General features: G+C 55.2%; 11 protein-coding genes. 5 read left to right on the top strand and 6 right to left on the bottom strand.

Translation table 11 applies throughout. From position 1 onward, the window contains the following. The first annotated feature begins 107 nt into the window (after window positions 1-107). Complete coding sequence (locus RTM13_RS02530) at window positions 108-1,763, top strand: glucan biosynthesis protein (RefSeq protein WP_312209832.1); 1,656 nt, start codon at window positions 108-110, stop codon at window positions 1,761-1,763. 101 nt (window positions 1,764-1,864) lie between these two features. On the opposite strand, the gene RTM13_RS02535 is transcribed toward RTM13_RS02530, so the two are convergent. The 3 genes from RTM13_RS02535 to RTM13_RS02545 are packed head-to-tail and all read right to left on the bottom strand — an operon-like array spanning window position 1,865 to window position 5,832. Next, the gene (locus RTM13_RS02535) at window positions 1,865-2,995 is read right to left on the bottom strand and encodes a putative type VI secretion system effector (protein ID WP_312209833.1); all 1,131 of its coding nucleotides are present in this window, start codon (window positions 2,993-2,995) and stop codon (window positions 1,865-1,867) included. 17 nt (window positions 2,996-3,012) lie between these two features. Continuing rightward, complete coding sequence (locus RTM13_RS02540) at window positions 3,013-4,380, bottom strand: hypothetical protein (RefSeq protein ID WP_312209835.1); 1,368 nt, start codon at window positions 4,378-4,380, stop codon at window positions 3,013-3,015. A gap of 39 nt (window positions 4,381-4,419) precedes the next feature. Next, window positions 4,420-5,832 (bottom strand): T6SS effector BTH_I2691 family protein, encoded by a 1,413-nt coding sequence (locus RTM13_RS02545; protein WP_312209837.1) that lies wholly within the window; start codon window positions 5,830-5,832, stop codon window positions 4,420-4,422. Window positions 5,833-6,104: 272 nt separating this feature from the next. Here RTM13_RS02545 and rimL point away from each other — a divergent pair, with 272 nt between their 5' ends. Beyond that, window positions 6,105-6,653 (top strand): 50S ribosomal protein L7/L12-serine acetyltransferase, encoded by a 549-nt coding sequence (rimL, locus tag RTM13_RS02550; RefSeq protein WP_312209839.1) that lies wholly within the window; start codon window positions 6,105-6,107, stop codon window positions 6,651-6,653. Here rimL and ydcK read toward each other — a convergent pair. Continuing rightward, window positions 6,650-7,630: a YdcK family protein gene (gene ydcK / locus RTM13_RS02555; protein ID WP_312209840.1), complete on the bottom strand. Its 981-nt coding sequence runs from the start codon at window positions 7,628-7,630 to the stop codon at window positions 6,650-6,652. The genes rimL and ydcK overlap by 4 nt on opposite strands. 127 nt (window positions 7,631-7,757) lie before the next feature. Here ydcK and tehB point away from each other — a divergent pair, with 127 nt between their 5' ends. Further along, on the top strand, window positions 7,758-8,354 hold the full coding sequence (gene tehB / locus RTM13_RS02560; protein WP_312209842.1) for a tellurite resistance methyltransferase TehB: 597 nt from the start codon (window positions 7,758-7,760) through the stop codon (window positions 8,352-8,354). Here tehB and pepT read toward each other — a convergent pair. Further along, window positions 8,351-9,580, bottom strand: coding sequence for a peptidase T (gene pepT / locus RTM13_RS02565; protein ID WP_312209844.1), 1,230 nt, complete (start codon window positions 9,578-9,580; stop codon window positions 8,351-8,353). The two genes, tehB and pepT, sit on opposite strands and share 4 nt — an antisense overlap. Before the next feature lie 126 nt (window positions 9,581-9,706). Between pepT and RTM13_RS02570 the strand changes: the two genes are divergently transcribed. Together RTM13_RS02570 and RTM13_RS02575 are read left to right on the top strand one after the other, a co-directional pair. After that, on the top strand, window positions 9,707-11,302 hold the full coding sequence (locus RTM13_RS02570) for an ABC transporter substrate-binding protein (protein ID WP_312209846.1): 1,596 nt from the start codon (window positions 9,707-9,709) through the stop codon (window positions 11,300-11,302). A gap of 135 nt (window positions 11,303-11,437) precedes the next feature. Continuing rightward, on the top strand, window positions 11,438-12,106 hold the full coding sequence (locus RTM13_RS02575; RefSeq protein ID WP_312209848.1) for a DUF3313 domain-containing protein: 669 nt from the start codon (window positions 11,438-11,440) through the stop codon (window positions 12,104-12,106). Between the two features lie 41 nt (window positions 12,107-12,147). Here the strand turns inward: RTM13_RS02575 and RTM13_RS02580 are convergent, their stop codons facing one another. Then, window positions 12,148-13,056 carry a DMT family transporter gene (locus tag RTM13_RS02580; protein WP_312209850.1) on the bottom strand — a complete coding sequence of 303 codons (909 nt, stop codon included), beginning with the start codon at window positions 13,054-13,056 and terminating at the stop codon, window positions 12,148-12,150. Between the last annotated feature and the right edge of the window lie 175 nt (window positions 13,057-13,231).

The following is a 13,231-nucleotide window of genomic DNA, read 5'->3' on the forward strand; positions in this document are numbered from 1 at the left end:
TCATTGGATTCCTGGGCGATATTGTCTAGAGTGGGCGTGCTTTTATTGCCGCTGTTTCGCTTGCGGGCGGAGCGCTTACACACGACCAAAAGGACGTTTTCTCAGGCATGAACCGCAGACGTTTTTTAAAATCTTCTATGATACTGGCCGCTGCGAGCGGGACATCAGGTCTCGCCTCGCTCTTTTCCCGCGCTGCCTTTGCAGCGGAACCCGGCATCGCCGATGGCCAGAGCCATCGTTTTGATTTCTCCAGCTTGCAGGCGACGGCACACGATCTGGCGCAAACTCCGTGGGGCGGCGCGCCGCGTGCGCTGCCCGAGACGCTGGCTACCCTGACGCCGCAGGCCTACAACAGCATTCAGTACGATGCAAAGCAGTCGCTATGGAACAACGTTGAGGGACGCCAGCTTGACGTGCAGTTCTTCCACGTGGGGATGGGTTTCCGCCGCCGGGTACGCATGTTCTCGTTGGATTCGGGCACCCACCAGGCCCGTGAGATCCACTTCCGCCCGGAGCTGTTTAACTACCACGACGCCGGTGTTGATACCAAACAGCTGGAGGGGCAGAGCGATCTCGGCTTCGCCGGTTTCCGCGTCTTTAAGAAGCCGGAGCTGGCCCGTCGGGATATCGTCTCGTTCCTGGGCGCTAGCTACTTCCGCGCCGTCGACAGCACCTATCAGTACGGTCTCTCCGCACGCGGGGTAGCGGTCGACACCTTTACCGACACCCCGGAGGAGTTTCCGGACTTCACCTCGTTCTGGTTTGAAACGGCTAAGCCGTCGGATACCTCCTTCACCGTCTATGCACTGCTGGACAGCCCGAGCCTGACCGGCGCATATAAGTTCGTGATCCACTGCGAGCAGGACCAGGTGATCATGGAGGTGGATAACCACCTGTACGCCCGTAAGGAGATCAAGCAGCTCGGGATCTCGCCGATGACCAGCATGTTCAGCTGCGGCAACAACGAGCGGCGCATGTGCGATACCATCCACCCACAGATCCACGACTCCGATCGGCTGGCGATGTGGCGGGGCAACGGGGAGTGGATCTGCCGCCCGCTCAATAACCCGCAGAAGCTACAGTTTAATGCCTTTGAAGATAGCAACCCGAAGGGCTTTGGCCTGCTGCAATTGGATCGCGATTTCTCCCACTATCAGGACGTGATGGGCTGGTACAACAAGCGCCCAAGCCTGTGGGTCGAGCCGCGTAACAGCTGGGGCAAGGGAAGCGTCAACCTGATGGAGATCCCCACCACTGGTGAGACGCTGGATAACATCGTCTGCTTCTGGCAGCCGGAAAAACCGGTCAAGGCCGGGGACAAGCTTGCTTTTCAGTATCGCCTTTACTGGAGCGCGCAGCCGCCGGTACGCTCACCGCTGGCCCGCGTGCTGGCAACCCGTACCGGTATGGGCGGCTTCCCGGAAGGATGGGCGCCCGGTGAGCACTATCCGCAGGTGTGGGCCCGTCGTTTCGCTATCGACTTTGCCGGAGGCAACATCAAAGAGGCCGCACCACGAGGCATTGAGCCAGTGATCACTCTTTCAAACGGCGAGGCGAAGCAGGTTGAGATCCTCTACGTGGAGCCGTTCGACGGCTACCGCATTCAGTTCGACTGGTATCCCACCAACGACTCCACCGATCCGGTAGAGATGCGCATGTTCCTGCGCTGCCAGGGCGAGGCGGTGAGCGAAACATGGCTCTATCAGTACTTCCCGCCTGCACCGGACAAACGGACCTACGTTGATGACCGCGTGATGCGCTAGGTTAAATACCCCTCCGCTCGGTTAAAAGGGGGGAGGGGTGTAAGCGTGAAATAGTGGGGGTGAGGTCAAATCGCGTAGTCCCTTACCGGTAGCTGTTAGCTTCAGTAGTAATAAAAATATTCATATGCGTATTCATTCCACTGGTCCTGTGGCATAGGGATTTCCCCCTCTTTTCGTGGTATCCAGGCATTTTCTTTTTTCTTTTTCCTGCTCACCTTTCCAAGGTCATACTTATCGCCTCCCGGCAACTCTAGGGCTATAGCGATACGGCGATATAGTACAAAATGTACGCCATGCTCTTTTTTGGTATTGCGATAAATAGATATTCCAAATGCCGTCGACAGCAGTACATACCAAAATATTGACCAGGGTAACCATGACATGCCAGCACAAAGGGCTATCAGAAGAGAAGGGATAAACAACACACCGAAAGAACCAACGAAAGACATAGGAAGAGAATATAGCCAACCATTTGAATGACATTTTGGCGTAAGCGAGAGCGTTCGTTGTTCAGGATTCGCAATTGCGTATGTCAGATACTCCTCACTACTTGGCATCACCGCCATTTCCACGTAATCACCGGGGCAGATATTGGTCATTCCAAACCAGCCTGAAAAAATTTTACCGTTGATTTTTCCCTTGGTGTAAAGACAATTCACTTTATGCAACGATACGGAGTTGTTTACGGCGCTGCCAGAAAATGAGTTCGTAAGCATAGCTCCCACCATCCCTTTGCTGTCCAGTTGCGCTTTAAATGCCTGCAAGTCGTTGGTTGTCATATAAGCCTGTGCGTCAAACCAGGCTCTGGCCTTGATAAACTCAACCTCTTCAATCACACCGCTGATTTTTATCAGTGGTTCCGGTGGCGGAAGGACGGGCATTGGCGGGAATTTGTCGATTTCGCTCGCCATAAAAACAAGCTCAAGACTTTCATCATCAATATAGCTGTTGTGATAAAAGATCCCTTTTTCACTGAATTCCTCCTCCCGATTTGAAGCCAGATACTCCTCATGGGATTTCAAATTATCAATCAGTCGGGAAGAACTGCTCTCCATATAGGATTTCAGGATTTTCAGATCACTATATCCCCTGGTTTCTCTGAAAATATTATCCCGCCACTGCTGTAACGTCTCTTCCGGTTCCCGGCTAAGACGCTGTTGGGCATCCTCCAGAATTTCCTCCAGATCAACCCGTTTAAACCGGCGTAATGCTTCTGCTGAAGGTGTGGTCATCGCTTAGCCCTTTATGCCTAATTATGAATCTGCTGCCAGGCCTGAACTTCAGCCTTCAGTTGTTTCAGCTTTTTTTCGTCCTCTTCCCGCTGCAATTTTTCCGTCAGCGGCAGGCCAAATGTTTCATGTAAGGCTTTGACCAGTTGTTCTTCCTGCTCCTGGCAGACCTGCGTCCTACCTTTAGCCGTCATATCGCGCGGATTTTCTATATCTGATGAACTGCCAAAGACGCATTTTTCACACCAGTCCTGGAGATCGTTATCGGTGAAAATCGCAATAATAACGGGGGCTATGGCAATCAAAATCATGACTTCCCAGCTGGCTAATATTCCAATTCCACGTAATACAGTACTGAATAAAAACCTGGAACCAAGAGAAAGAGATTTTTTTTCAACAATCTGAGTCAGCGCAGCCATAGCTCCCCGTTTTCCTAATAACTCAAGCAAACCTTCACTGCTCTGAATCGCAAACGCACCATCTGAGGCAACTTTAGCTCCAGTCAGCCACACTGCTTTCCAGCGAGCCTCCCCCTGCTTATCAAAACTTTCCAGCAACTCCCCCAAATCCGATACCACCGCCAGCGCAGCCGCAAAACTGCCACAACAGTTTGCCCGTAGCTTCCATGTCGATAATTTTGCCCCCTGTGGCGGCATATTGCCGATAAGGCTGGCTGCTCCGCTCTGGCTGACCTTTGCCATAATGTCCAGACCGGGCAGGGCAACCTGGATACCGGCGCTGGCCGTAAACAGCGCCGCAGACATAAAGCCGCTGGCGGAGCCTTCGCCTTTCAGCGCTTCTTCTGACTGGTTTGAAAATTCCCACATATTAAGGAATGCGCCCAGCAGCTTGATGCGTGATACCTCGATATGACGCCGCCCTTTGGGAGAACGGAGCATTTTTTGAAATTCATGAGCGTATTTATTGCTGATCGTTTCACGCAGAGTGCCGTTTGGATTATTAATATATTTATCAATCATCTCTCTTCTGAACTTCGTCGCTCCCTGCGGCCCTATATCCATCTGGCTGCTGAGCAACGCCTGGATCTGTTTCTCCTCGACTCCCGCATCTCTGGCAAACAGCCATTTGTAGAACAGCTCATTTGCGGTATCGAGATTCCTGCCCATCACGGTTTTATTAAAGACTTCGCTGGCAAACGTCGTCAGCCGACGATCGGCCCACGCCAGAATACGCCGCACCAGCGATTGATTAGCGCTATTAGATTGTTGTTCCAGCACCTCCAGCGCCCGGTCGCAGGATTCGCCAAATTTGCCAAACGCTGACATAAAGCTGTTAACCGTAGTGAGGATCGCCGGTTTGTCCGATTCCCTTACGGGCAGGTCTTTCTTTGCTGCCAGCTTGTTCATTTCATCCAGTACGGGTGACATCTCCCGCATCAATGCCGGATCGTTAAAGAAGAGGCTGCGCTAGAAGAGGTTGGTTTTGTCTTTGGTGCTGTAAGCGTTGATCCAGGTTTGTATCAGCTGGCGGCCCGCAGGCACTATATTCAGCGATGCCACGGCGTAGCCGACGATTTCCCGGTAGTAGAGGTTATCTTCCACCCGGCTGCTGTTGTGATCCTGAATGCAGGTGATAAAGCGGCTGTCCCGCAGCCAGTCGATACGTAGCCCCGTCAGGGCACGGGTCTGTTTATCCAGCTCCTTACACAGCCTGTCGTAGGCATCCGTGAACTGCGCCAGTTTTCCCGGGACCAGCTTTGCGGTGTAAGTGCTCCAGTCGTAAGCAATGCCCTGATTTCTGGCCCAGGCATTTCCCTCGTTATAAAAGTGCTTAATCTGCCCGCGGCTGTACGTTCCGCCCATCGTGCGGTACAGCAGCTGTAAATCATCTTCACCGTGCGCTTTTGCATATTCAGCCTGCTGCGCGGTGGTCATCTGCTTCACCTGACTCTTCACGCCGTTAATGTTGCGCCAGGTCGCAAACTCCACGCTCAGCTCATCCAGATAGCACTGATGCGCCAGCGCCAGACTGTCGCCCCAGTGGGCCAGCTCATGGGTGATGCCCACAGGGTCCTGTAGCGCCAGCATCAGCGGCGATATGGCTTTGCCGGAACTCGCCTGGCAGCGGGAGTGCATCGCCTGCATGGAGCGTTCAGCCCGCCCGGCACGCTGACGGCTCCATGCATGGAAAGTGGTGTGCGGGTTCACGCTCTCCTGATAAAAGCCGTACTGACCGTCAATGAACGAACTCACCCGGTAAGTCGGTCGCTCTTCATCGCGCAGCAGGATGGGCGGCGTGGTCTGGTAATCCAGCACCGTATTCAGCGCCGCTTCGCTCGCCTGCACCAGCCCGTTCTCCTGGGCCAGGATGTGGCTGTTCCACTCGGCGGGCGTGATGTTCTGCATCCGCTTCGCACGGGCATCAGCATCGCGGGTGTATAAATCCAGCGCTTCGGCCTCCCAGGGCGCATGGGAAAACGCCACCCAGGTGTCGTATTTCAGCGCCTTTTCGCTGAGCGCCATATGCTCCAGGCTGGTAGCCTTATGAACAGGTCTTCCGCACGGCAGCGGGTTAAACACCGGCTGTGCGCCAAGCCCGGTTGTTCCATGGTAATAAAGGTCACCGTTTTCCGCCATGCTCCAGCATTCCCAGTCAAATCCGGCATTTTCCGGTAACGCGCCCGTGTTATAGAACACGTAGATAAACCCCTGGCGCACGGTACGCAGGGCGTAGTGATAGCCGCTGAGCGCCGGAAACGCAGTCTGCGGTGTGGCCCAGGCAGGTAACTGTTGGGTAATAGTGTCCGGGACGATGGCGTAGCGCAGCGGCATCAGCACCGGTCCGGTTTTCTGGCAGATGGTGCAGGTTTGATTTGGCATATTCATTCCTTTGAAAAGTAAATTTCGTTGTGTATTACCATAACCCTCACCAAGAATATGGTTATGGTTAAATTTTGGGCTGCCGCCTGGTGGGTCTACAATCAAAAATGCGTAACATTTTGTTTGTTGAATGCGGGTATTTGGCATTATGAGAGAGATAAAACGCAGCTGTTTAGTCTTGAACCCTACAAATAAAAGGGGGAGATGAAGATTAGAATATGTTTCGAAGCGGAAATATGTTTTCCTAAACGAGGAAATTTTAGGAGTTAATCATGCAGACCAGCACGGATGAGATCATTCCCGTTAACGACGCGCTGAAGCTGTGCGCTATCAATGAGCGCTTCGTCAGCGAGTTGCACCAGCTGGTGGTGAAGAACCGGGAGTGGCTCCAGCAGTCGCTGAACTGGCCCCAGTATGTCGCCAGCGAAGAGGACTCGCTGAAGAACGCCCAGAGTAACATGATGCTGCATCAGCGTGGCTACGCCAAAATGTTCCTGATCATGCAGCAGGATACCATTGTAGGCGTGCTGTCGTTCAATGCCATCGAACCTCTGAACAAGACCGCCTATATCGGCTACTGGCTGGATGAGGCGCATCAGGGGCAGGGCATCCTTTCCCAGTCGCTGGAGGCGTTTATTCAGCACTACGCCCGCAGCGGTGAAATCCGGCGCTTTGTGATCAAGTGCCGGGTGGATAACGCCGCCAGCAACCGGGTGGCCCAGCGCAGCGGTTTTGTGCTTGAGGGCTGCCTGAAAGAGGCGGAGTTCCTTAACGGGCGCTATGACGATCAAAACCTCTACGCGCGGATTATCGACGGCTAGTGCGATCCCAGCAGCGGCGTGCGGGTGATACGCTCCGCGCCGCTCATCACCTTCGGACCGCGCAGATGAATATACTCCTCTTCGAAAGCAATCACCGCCGCGTCGCCGCCAATCTCAATATGCGCCTCGATCAGCAGATTACCGCTGAGCTGCGCCCTCCCATAAACGAGAACAAAGTCGTCCAGCACTAGCGGCCCGCCGCTGAGCCGCGCCTCGCCACCGACCCGCACGTGGTGCTTAAGCACGCAGTTGCCTTCCACGACTGCATTCTCCGCCACCTGCGCGCTGTAGCGTAGGGTGGGTATGGCATCCTCGCCACGGCCAGCCACAATACGAGCGCGATCGTAGACCTTGGCGCAGTCGCAGACCCAGACGTCATTCTCCTCGTTGCCCTCCAGCAGCGCAAAGTCAAACACTTCAGCCCGATGCTCGACAAAGGCGTAGTTGACGATGGCATCGCCGTAAATCTGCGCCTGGTGCAGGATGCGAGAGTGGTTAACCGTGGCCCGGTCGTAGATGCGCAGGGTGGCATCGTTATCAAGGGTGAGCCCGCGGGCGGCAATAATCTCGCTGCCGTTGAGGATCCGGGCGTCGTCACTCAGCACACATTCGCCGCTGACCCGCGACCGCTGCACCAGCACGTTGCCGCTGAGACGGGCACCCCGGCAGATATCCGATCCGTCCACCCAGGCATTGTCGCTTATCTCCACGCCGTCATAGATGGTGCAGGGCTGGCTGATGCGCGCGCTGTCGCGTATCCGGCTGCCGCCAAACACCATGCTGTTCTCATCGTAGATCCAGCAGCTACCCTGCTGGCTCAGCACCTGCTCATTTTCTACCCAGCCGCCCAGCGTGCCGGCCCGGATATCGTGAAAATCTTTAAGGGCGACGATCTGGCGCAGGGTAACGTACTTCTTCTCACCATTATCCTGATAGCTGAATGAGCGGCTGGCATCGCTCAGGCGATACTTGTTCATTATTGGTTTTCCGCGAATGGCCTCTGTTAAACGTAGCAAACTTTGTCGCTCTGGCTATTGCAAAGGAATTTCCATAAAATGCATTTAAAATATCATTTCAATTTTTTCCTCTTAGTAAGGATGTCCCATGGCCCTGGTTGATGAGAACTACTTCACTGAAAAATATGGTCTGACTCGTACCCATTCTGAGGTGCTGGCTACGACGGCGCTGGTTCCGCCGGGCAAAACGCTCGATCTCGGCTGCGGAAACGGTCGCAATAGCCTCTACCTTGCCGCAAATGGTTACAGTGTCACGGCGTGGGACAAAAACCCGCTGAGCATCGCCAATATCGAGCGTATCAAAGAGGCTGAGGGGCTGGAAAACCTTGAGATAGCTACTGTCGATCTCAACGCGCTGACTTTTGAAGGAGAGTATGACTTTATTCTCTCCACCGTGGTGATGATGTTCCTTGAGGCGCAGACCATCCCTGGCCTGATTGCCAATATGCAGCGTACCACCGTGCCGGGGGGCTATAACCTGATTGTTGCCGCGATGGATACCGAGGATTTTCCCTGCACGGTCGGCTTCCCATTTGCCTTTAAGGCCGGAGAGCTGGCGGAGTACTACAGCGGCTGGGAAGTGGTGAAATACAATGAAGACGTCGGTGAGCTACACCGCACCGACGCCAATGGCAACCGCATCAAGCTGCGCTTTGCCACGCTGCTGGCCCGCAAACCCGCTTAGCGAGCCGCCAGCAGACAGAGCTGAAGGGCGACGTTATAGGACGCCTCGAAGGATTTCAGCGGCAGGAACTCAAAGCGCGAGTGGAAGTTGTGCGCGCCGGTGAAGAAGTTCGGGGTTAGCAGCCCCTTTGCCGAGAGCGCCGCGCCGTCGGTGCCGCCGCGCATCGGGGTTGGCTTCGGCGTGATGCCCAGGGACTCCATCGCCTCAAACATCAGGTCGATGGCGCGGCGATCCTCCCCGACAGCGTTACTGATGTTGCTGTAGACGTCCTCAATCTCATACTCTACCTTCGCGGTGGGGTGCTGCGCGGCGATACGCTGCGCCACCTCGCCAATCTGCTGCTTGCGTTGCTCGAAACCTGCTTTATCAAAATCGCGGATGCTGGCGCTGAGCACGGCGTGGCCCTGTACCGCCTCCATACCGTTGAACCAGGTGTAGCCCTCGCGACCTGCGGTATGCTCCGGCGTCTGCTGGCGATCGAAATGGCTGATGTAGTCCGTTGCCATCAGCAGGGGGTTCACCAGTACGCCCTTGGCCGACATCGGGTGCGCCGTCACGCCGGTAAAACGGATTTTCGCCTGGGCAGCGTTAAAGTTCTCGTAGACAATCTCCCCCAGCTCGCAGCAGTCGATGGTCCACGCAAACTCGACGTCAAAGCGCGCAAGATCCAGTGCCTTCGCCCCGCGCAGGCCAACCTCTTCATCCGGTACAAAGGCCACCACGATATCGCCATGTTGATGTTCCGCGGTCAGGTTCTCCAGCAGGGTCATGACCACCGTCACCGCCGCCTTGTTGTCTGCGCCCAGCACGCTGGTGCCGTCGCTGAAGATAATCTCCTCGCCCGGGTAGGCCTGGATTTCCGGATGCTCGGCGGTGCGCAGCCAGATATCCTGCTGGGCGTTCAGACAGAGATCTGTGCCGGTAAACTGCAGGATCTGTGGATGAATATCCGGCGACAAGCCGACGTCTACGGTATCGATATGGGTGATAAAACCGACGCGCGGTGCGCCCGGCACGTTGCCTTTTTTAACCGCCGTAACGGTAGCATGCTCGTCGATCACAATCTCTTCTAATCCCAGCGTTTTTAGCTCGTCGGCGAGGACGCGGGCCATCTCATACTGGCCTGCTGTGGTGGGCAGCGTGGTAGCGGCGGCATCGCTCTGGCTGGTGATGGCGAGGTAGTTAAAAAAGCGTTGGGTTAATTGTCTGGCGAGTGGCGATGACATAGTGGATCCTTCTTTATTTGTTTTATCAGGTGCTTACGGTGTGACTTTAATGTTATGTATTAACAGGCAAACAACAAGCACTAATTGATAGCACGCTAAGATAGCCGGATAAACGACAGGATAAAGATGATAAGCAAACCCACAACACTTGCACTGGCGTTGGCCGCGCTCACGGTCAGTTCTACCGTGGCAGCGAAGACGCTGGTTTACTGTTCGGAAGGATCGCCTGAAAACTTTAACCCTCAGCTCTATACCTCGGGAACCAGCGTCGATGCCAGCGCCGTACCGGTCTACAATCGGCTGGTGGAGTTCAAGGTCGGCACCACAGAGCTGGAGCCGAGCCTGGCCGAGAGCTGGGACGTTAGCGAAGATGGTAAAACCTACACCTTCCATCTGCGCAAGGGAGTAAAGTTCCAGAGCAATAAATACTTTACCCCGACGCGGGACTTCAACGCCGATGACGTTATCTTCTCGTTTATGCGGCAGAAAGATCCGAATCATCCCTATCACAACGTCTCTAACGGCAACTACTCCAACTTTGAGAGCCTGGAGTTTGGCAAGCTGATCACCAGCATCGATAAGATCGATGATCACACCGTGCGCTTTACCCTTGCGCACCCGGAAGCGCCATTTGTGGCCGATCTGGCGTGGTATTTCGCCTCGATCCTCTCGGCTGAGTATGGCGATGCCATGCTGAAGGCGGGCACGCCGACGCGCGTTGATATGGACCCTGTCGGCACCGGCCCGTTCCGGCTGGCGCAGTACCAGAAGGATTCGCGCATCCTCTTTACCGCCTTCCCGGAGTACTGGCAGGGCAAGGCCAAGCTGGACCGGTTGGTATTCAGCATCACGCCAGACGCCTCGGTACGCTATGCCAAGCTGGAGAAGAACGAGTGTCAGGTGATGGCCTTCCCGAACCCGGCGGATCTGCCGCGGATGCGTGAGAATCCCAATATCAATCTGATGAGCAAGGCCGGGCTGAATACCGGATTCCTTGCCCTCAACACGCAGAAAGCGCCGACGGATAACGTTAAGGTACGGCAGGCGCTGGCGATGGCGATTAACAAGCCAGCGATTATCGACGCGGTCTTCCAGGGCACCGGTACGGCGGCGAAAAACCTGCTGCCGCCAGGCGTCTGGAGCGCCGACGGCGACCTGAAAGATTACGACTACAACCCGGAGCAGGCCAAAGCGTTACTGGCCGAGGCGGGCTTTGCCAACGGCTTGAGCATCGACCTGTGGGCGATGCCGGTGCAGCGTCCCTATAACCCGAACGCGAAGCGCATGGCGGAGATGATCCAGGCCGACTGGGCGAAGATTGGCGTGCAGGCGAAGGTTGTCACCTATGAGTGGGGCGAGTACCTCAAGCGTGTGAAGGGTGGCGAACACCAGGCGGCGCTGATGGGCTGGACCACCGCCACTGGCGATCCGGATAACTTCTTCGGCCCGCTCTTTACCTGCCAGTCGGCGGACGGCGGCTCCAACTCGGCTAAGTGGTGCAATCAGCCGTTTGATAAGCTGATTGCCGAGGCGAAAGCCATTACCGATCAATCCCAGCGTACCGCCCTCTATAAGCAGGCGCAGCAGATGATGCATGACCAGATGCCCGCCGTGATGATCGCCCACTCGACGATTTTCGAGCCGGTGCGCAAAGAGGTAGTGGGATATGAGATCGATCCCTTTGGCAAACATATTTTTTATCAGGTCGATTTGAAAAAATAATCATTCCATGCCTGCGGTAATACGCAGGCATGATTTTTTCGTAAAAGGGTGATCCAGCACTCTTTTAGTCACAACAACCGTAACTGAGTTTTGCTATAACTCCGTATGCATAGTCATAATTCCAGGAATAAATACATGCGTACTCACTCATTGATTCAGGTCGCGGTACTGTCGGGGCTGCTGGCACTGACAGGTTGTGCGTCAAAAGTTACACAGCCGGAAAAGTATTCAGGTTTTTTAAAAGACTATTCAAATTTGCAACAGGCGACCTCTGCCTCGGGTAAACCGGTACTGCGCTGGGTTGACCCGTCGTTTGATGACAGCAAGTATGACAGCATTGTCTATAACCCTGTTGTCTACTATCCAACGCCCAGACCTACCACTCAGATCGGCCAGGATACCCTTAACGGCCTGCTGACCTACACCAATACTAAGCTGAAAGCTGCCGCTGCCCAGCGCAAACCGCTGGTGGCCACACCTGGCCCGCGCAGCCTGATCTTCCGTGGGGCGATCACCGGCGTCGACTCCAGCAAACAGGGACTGCAATTCTATGAGGTGATCCCGATTGCGATGGTGGTAGCGGGCACCCAGGCCGCCACTGGCCACCGGACCATGGATACCGCGCTCTACTTTGAGGGTGAGCTGATTGACGCTGCCACCAACAAACCGGTGATCAAAGTGGTGCGTAAAGGCGAAGGCAAGGATCTCAACAACCAGAATACGCCGCTCACCGTCGACACCCTGAAACAGGTGGTTGACGATATGGCCAGCGACGCGGCGCTGTTCCAGGTTAAAAAACCGTAATCTTCAAAGCGCCATCATGACGATGGCGCTTCTCTTTCCCCTCAGGCAGAGCGCTGACGCCACTGCCATACCCGCAGCAGATTTTCAGGACGGGTAAACATCACCATATTGCCCACCAGAATCAGCACCAGGCCCACCACGGCATTGCTCTCCCAGCGGTATCCCTCGAACAGGGTTGAAAGCGTTAATGCTACCAGCGGAAAGAGCAGGGTACTGTAAGCGGCATTGCTTGCCCCGATACGACCCACCAGCGAGAAATAGACCCCAAAGGCAATGACCGAGCCAAACACGGACAGGTAGACCAGCGCCCCCAGATAGCTCACCGTCCACTCGGGGACAAAGCTGTCTCCACGCACCAGGGCGATGAAGCCCATAATCAGCGTGCCGTAGAGCATTGCCCAGCCGTTAGTGGTCATCGTCTCCAGGCCTTTACGCTGGTGGCGCAGGCTGATCATATTGCCCAGAGAGAAGCCCAGAGTGCCCAGCGCCGAGAGGCCAATGCCCAGCAGCAGGTTAAGGTTCAGCTCCTTCGCCAGCAGATCCTGCCAGAAGAGGGCGACGATGCCGGTCAGACCCAGCGCGGCGGCCAGAAAGAAGCGAGCCGGAGGGCGCTGACCAAAGAAGATAAAGCTGTTTACCGCATTAAACAGCACCGCCATGGAGAAGATAACCGACTCCAGGCCGGTATTGATCCACGCTGCTGCGGTGTAAAAACAGAGGAAGTTAAAGCCGAAAACGCAGCCGCCCTGCACCATACACATCAGGTGGTCCCTGAGCGTCAGCGCCCGCAGTCGCTTAAGCGCCAGCAGAGTCAGCATCATGATTGCAGTCGCCAGCGCAAAGCGCCAGAAGATGGAGACTGGCGCGGAGACCGGCCCCTGTTGCAGATGGATCGCAATCCACGTTGTTCCCCAAATCACCACCACCAGACCGTACATTAATGCATTCATCGCGCTACTCCGTTACTGAAAACGCTATTGTTTATCGTGACGGGCAACATCGCTTGCAGCAGATTGCGGTGGACTTGCAAAATCTTGCGGTTTTTTTGCCGGCGGGTGTCGTAACGCTTTCATCCGTGCGGCACTCTTCATACACTAAGGGTCTGGTTAATCACTTGTTAATGTG

This window comes from Pseudescherichia sp., from assembly GCF_031979925.1.
In the GTDB taxonomy this organism is placed as follows: domain Bacteria; phylum Pseudomonadota; class Gammaproteobacteria; order Enterobacterales; family Enterobacteriaceae; genus Pseudescherichia.

Bases quoted from the DNA above. Each gene is read 5' to 3' on its own strand.
- pepT (WP_312209844.1), bottom strand. From the start codon at position 9,580: ATGTCATCGCCACTCGCCAGACAATTAACCCAACGCTTTTTTAACTAC.
- tehB (WP_312209842.1), top strand. From the start codon at position 7,758: ATGGCCCTGGTTGATGAGAACTACTTCACTGAAAAATATGGTCTGACT.
- RTM13_RS02530 (WP_312209832.1), top strand. From the start codon at position 108: ATGAACCGCAGACGTTTTTTAAAATCTTCTATGATACTGGCCGCTGCG.
- RTM13_RS02535 (WP_312209833.1), bottom strand. From the start codon at position 2,995: ATGACCACACCTTCAGCAGAAGCATTACGCCGGTTTAAACGGGTTGAT.
- RTM13_RS02545 (WP_312209837.1), bottom strand. From the start codon at position 5,832: ATGCCAAATCAAACCTGCACCATCTGCCAGAAAACCGGACCGGTGCTG.
- ydcK (WP_312209840.1), bottom strand. From the start codon at position 7,630: ATGAACAAGTATCGCCTGAGCGATGCCAGCCGCTCATTCAGCTATCAG.
- RTM13_RS02570 (WP_312209846.1), top strand. From the start codon at position 9,707: ATGATAAGCAAACCCACAACACTTGCACTGGCGTTGGCCGCGCTCACG.
- rimL (WP_312209839.1), top strand. From the start codon at position 6,105: ATGCAGACCAGCACGGATGAGATCATTCCCGTTAACGACGCGCTGAAG.
- RTM13_RS02580 (WP_312209850.1), bottom strand. From the start codon at position 13,056: ATGAATGCATTAATGTACGGTCTGGTGGTGGTGATTTGGGGAACAACG.
- RTM13_RS02540 (WP_312209835.1), bottom strand. From the start codon at position 4,380: ATGTCACCCGTACTGGATGAAATGAACAAGCTGGCAGCAAAGAAAGAC.
- RTM13_RS02575 (WP_312209848.1), top strand. From the start codon at position 11,438: ATGCGTACTCACTCATTGATTCAGGTCGCGGTACTGTCGGGGCTGCTG.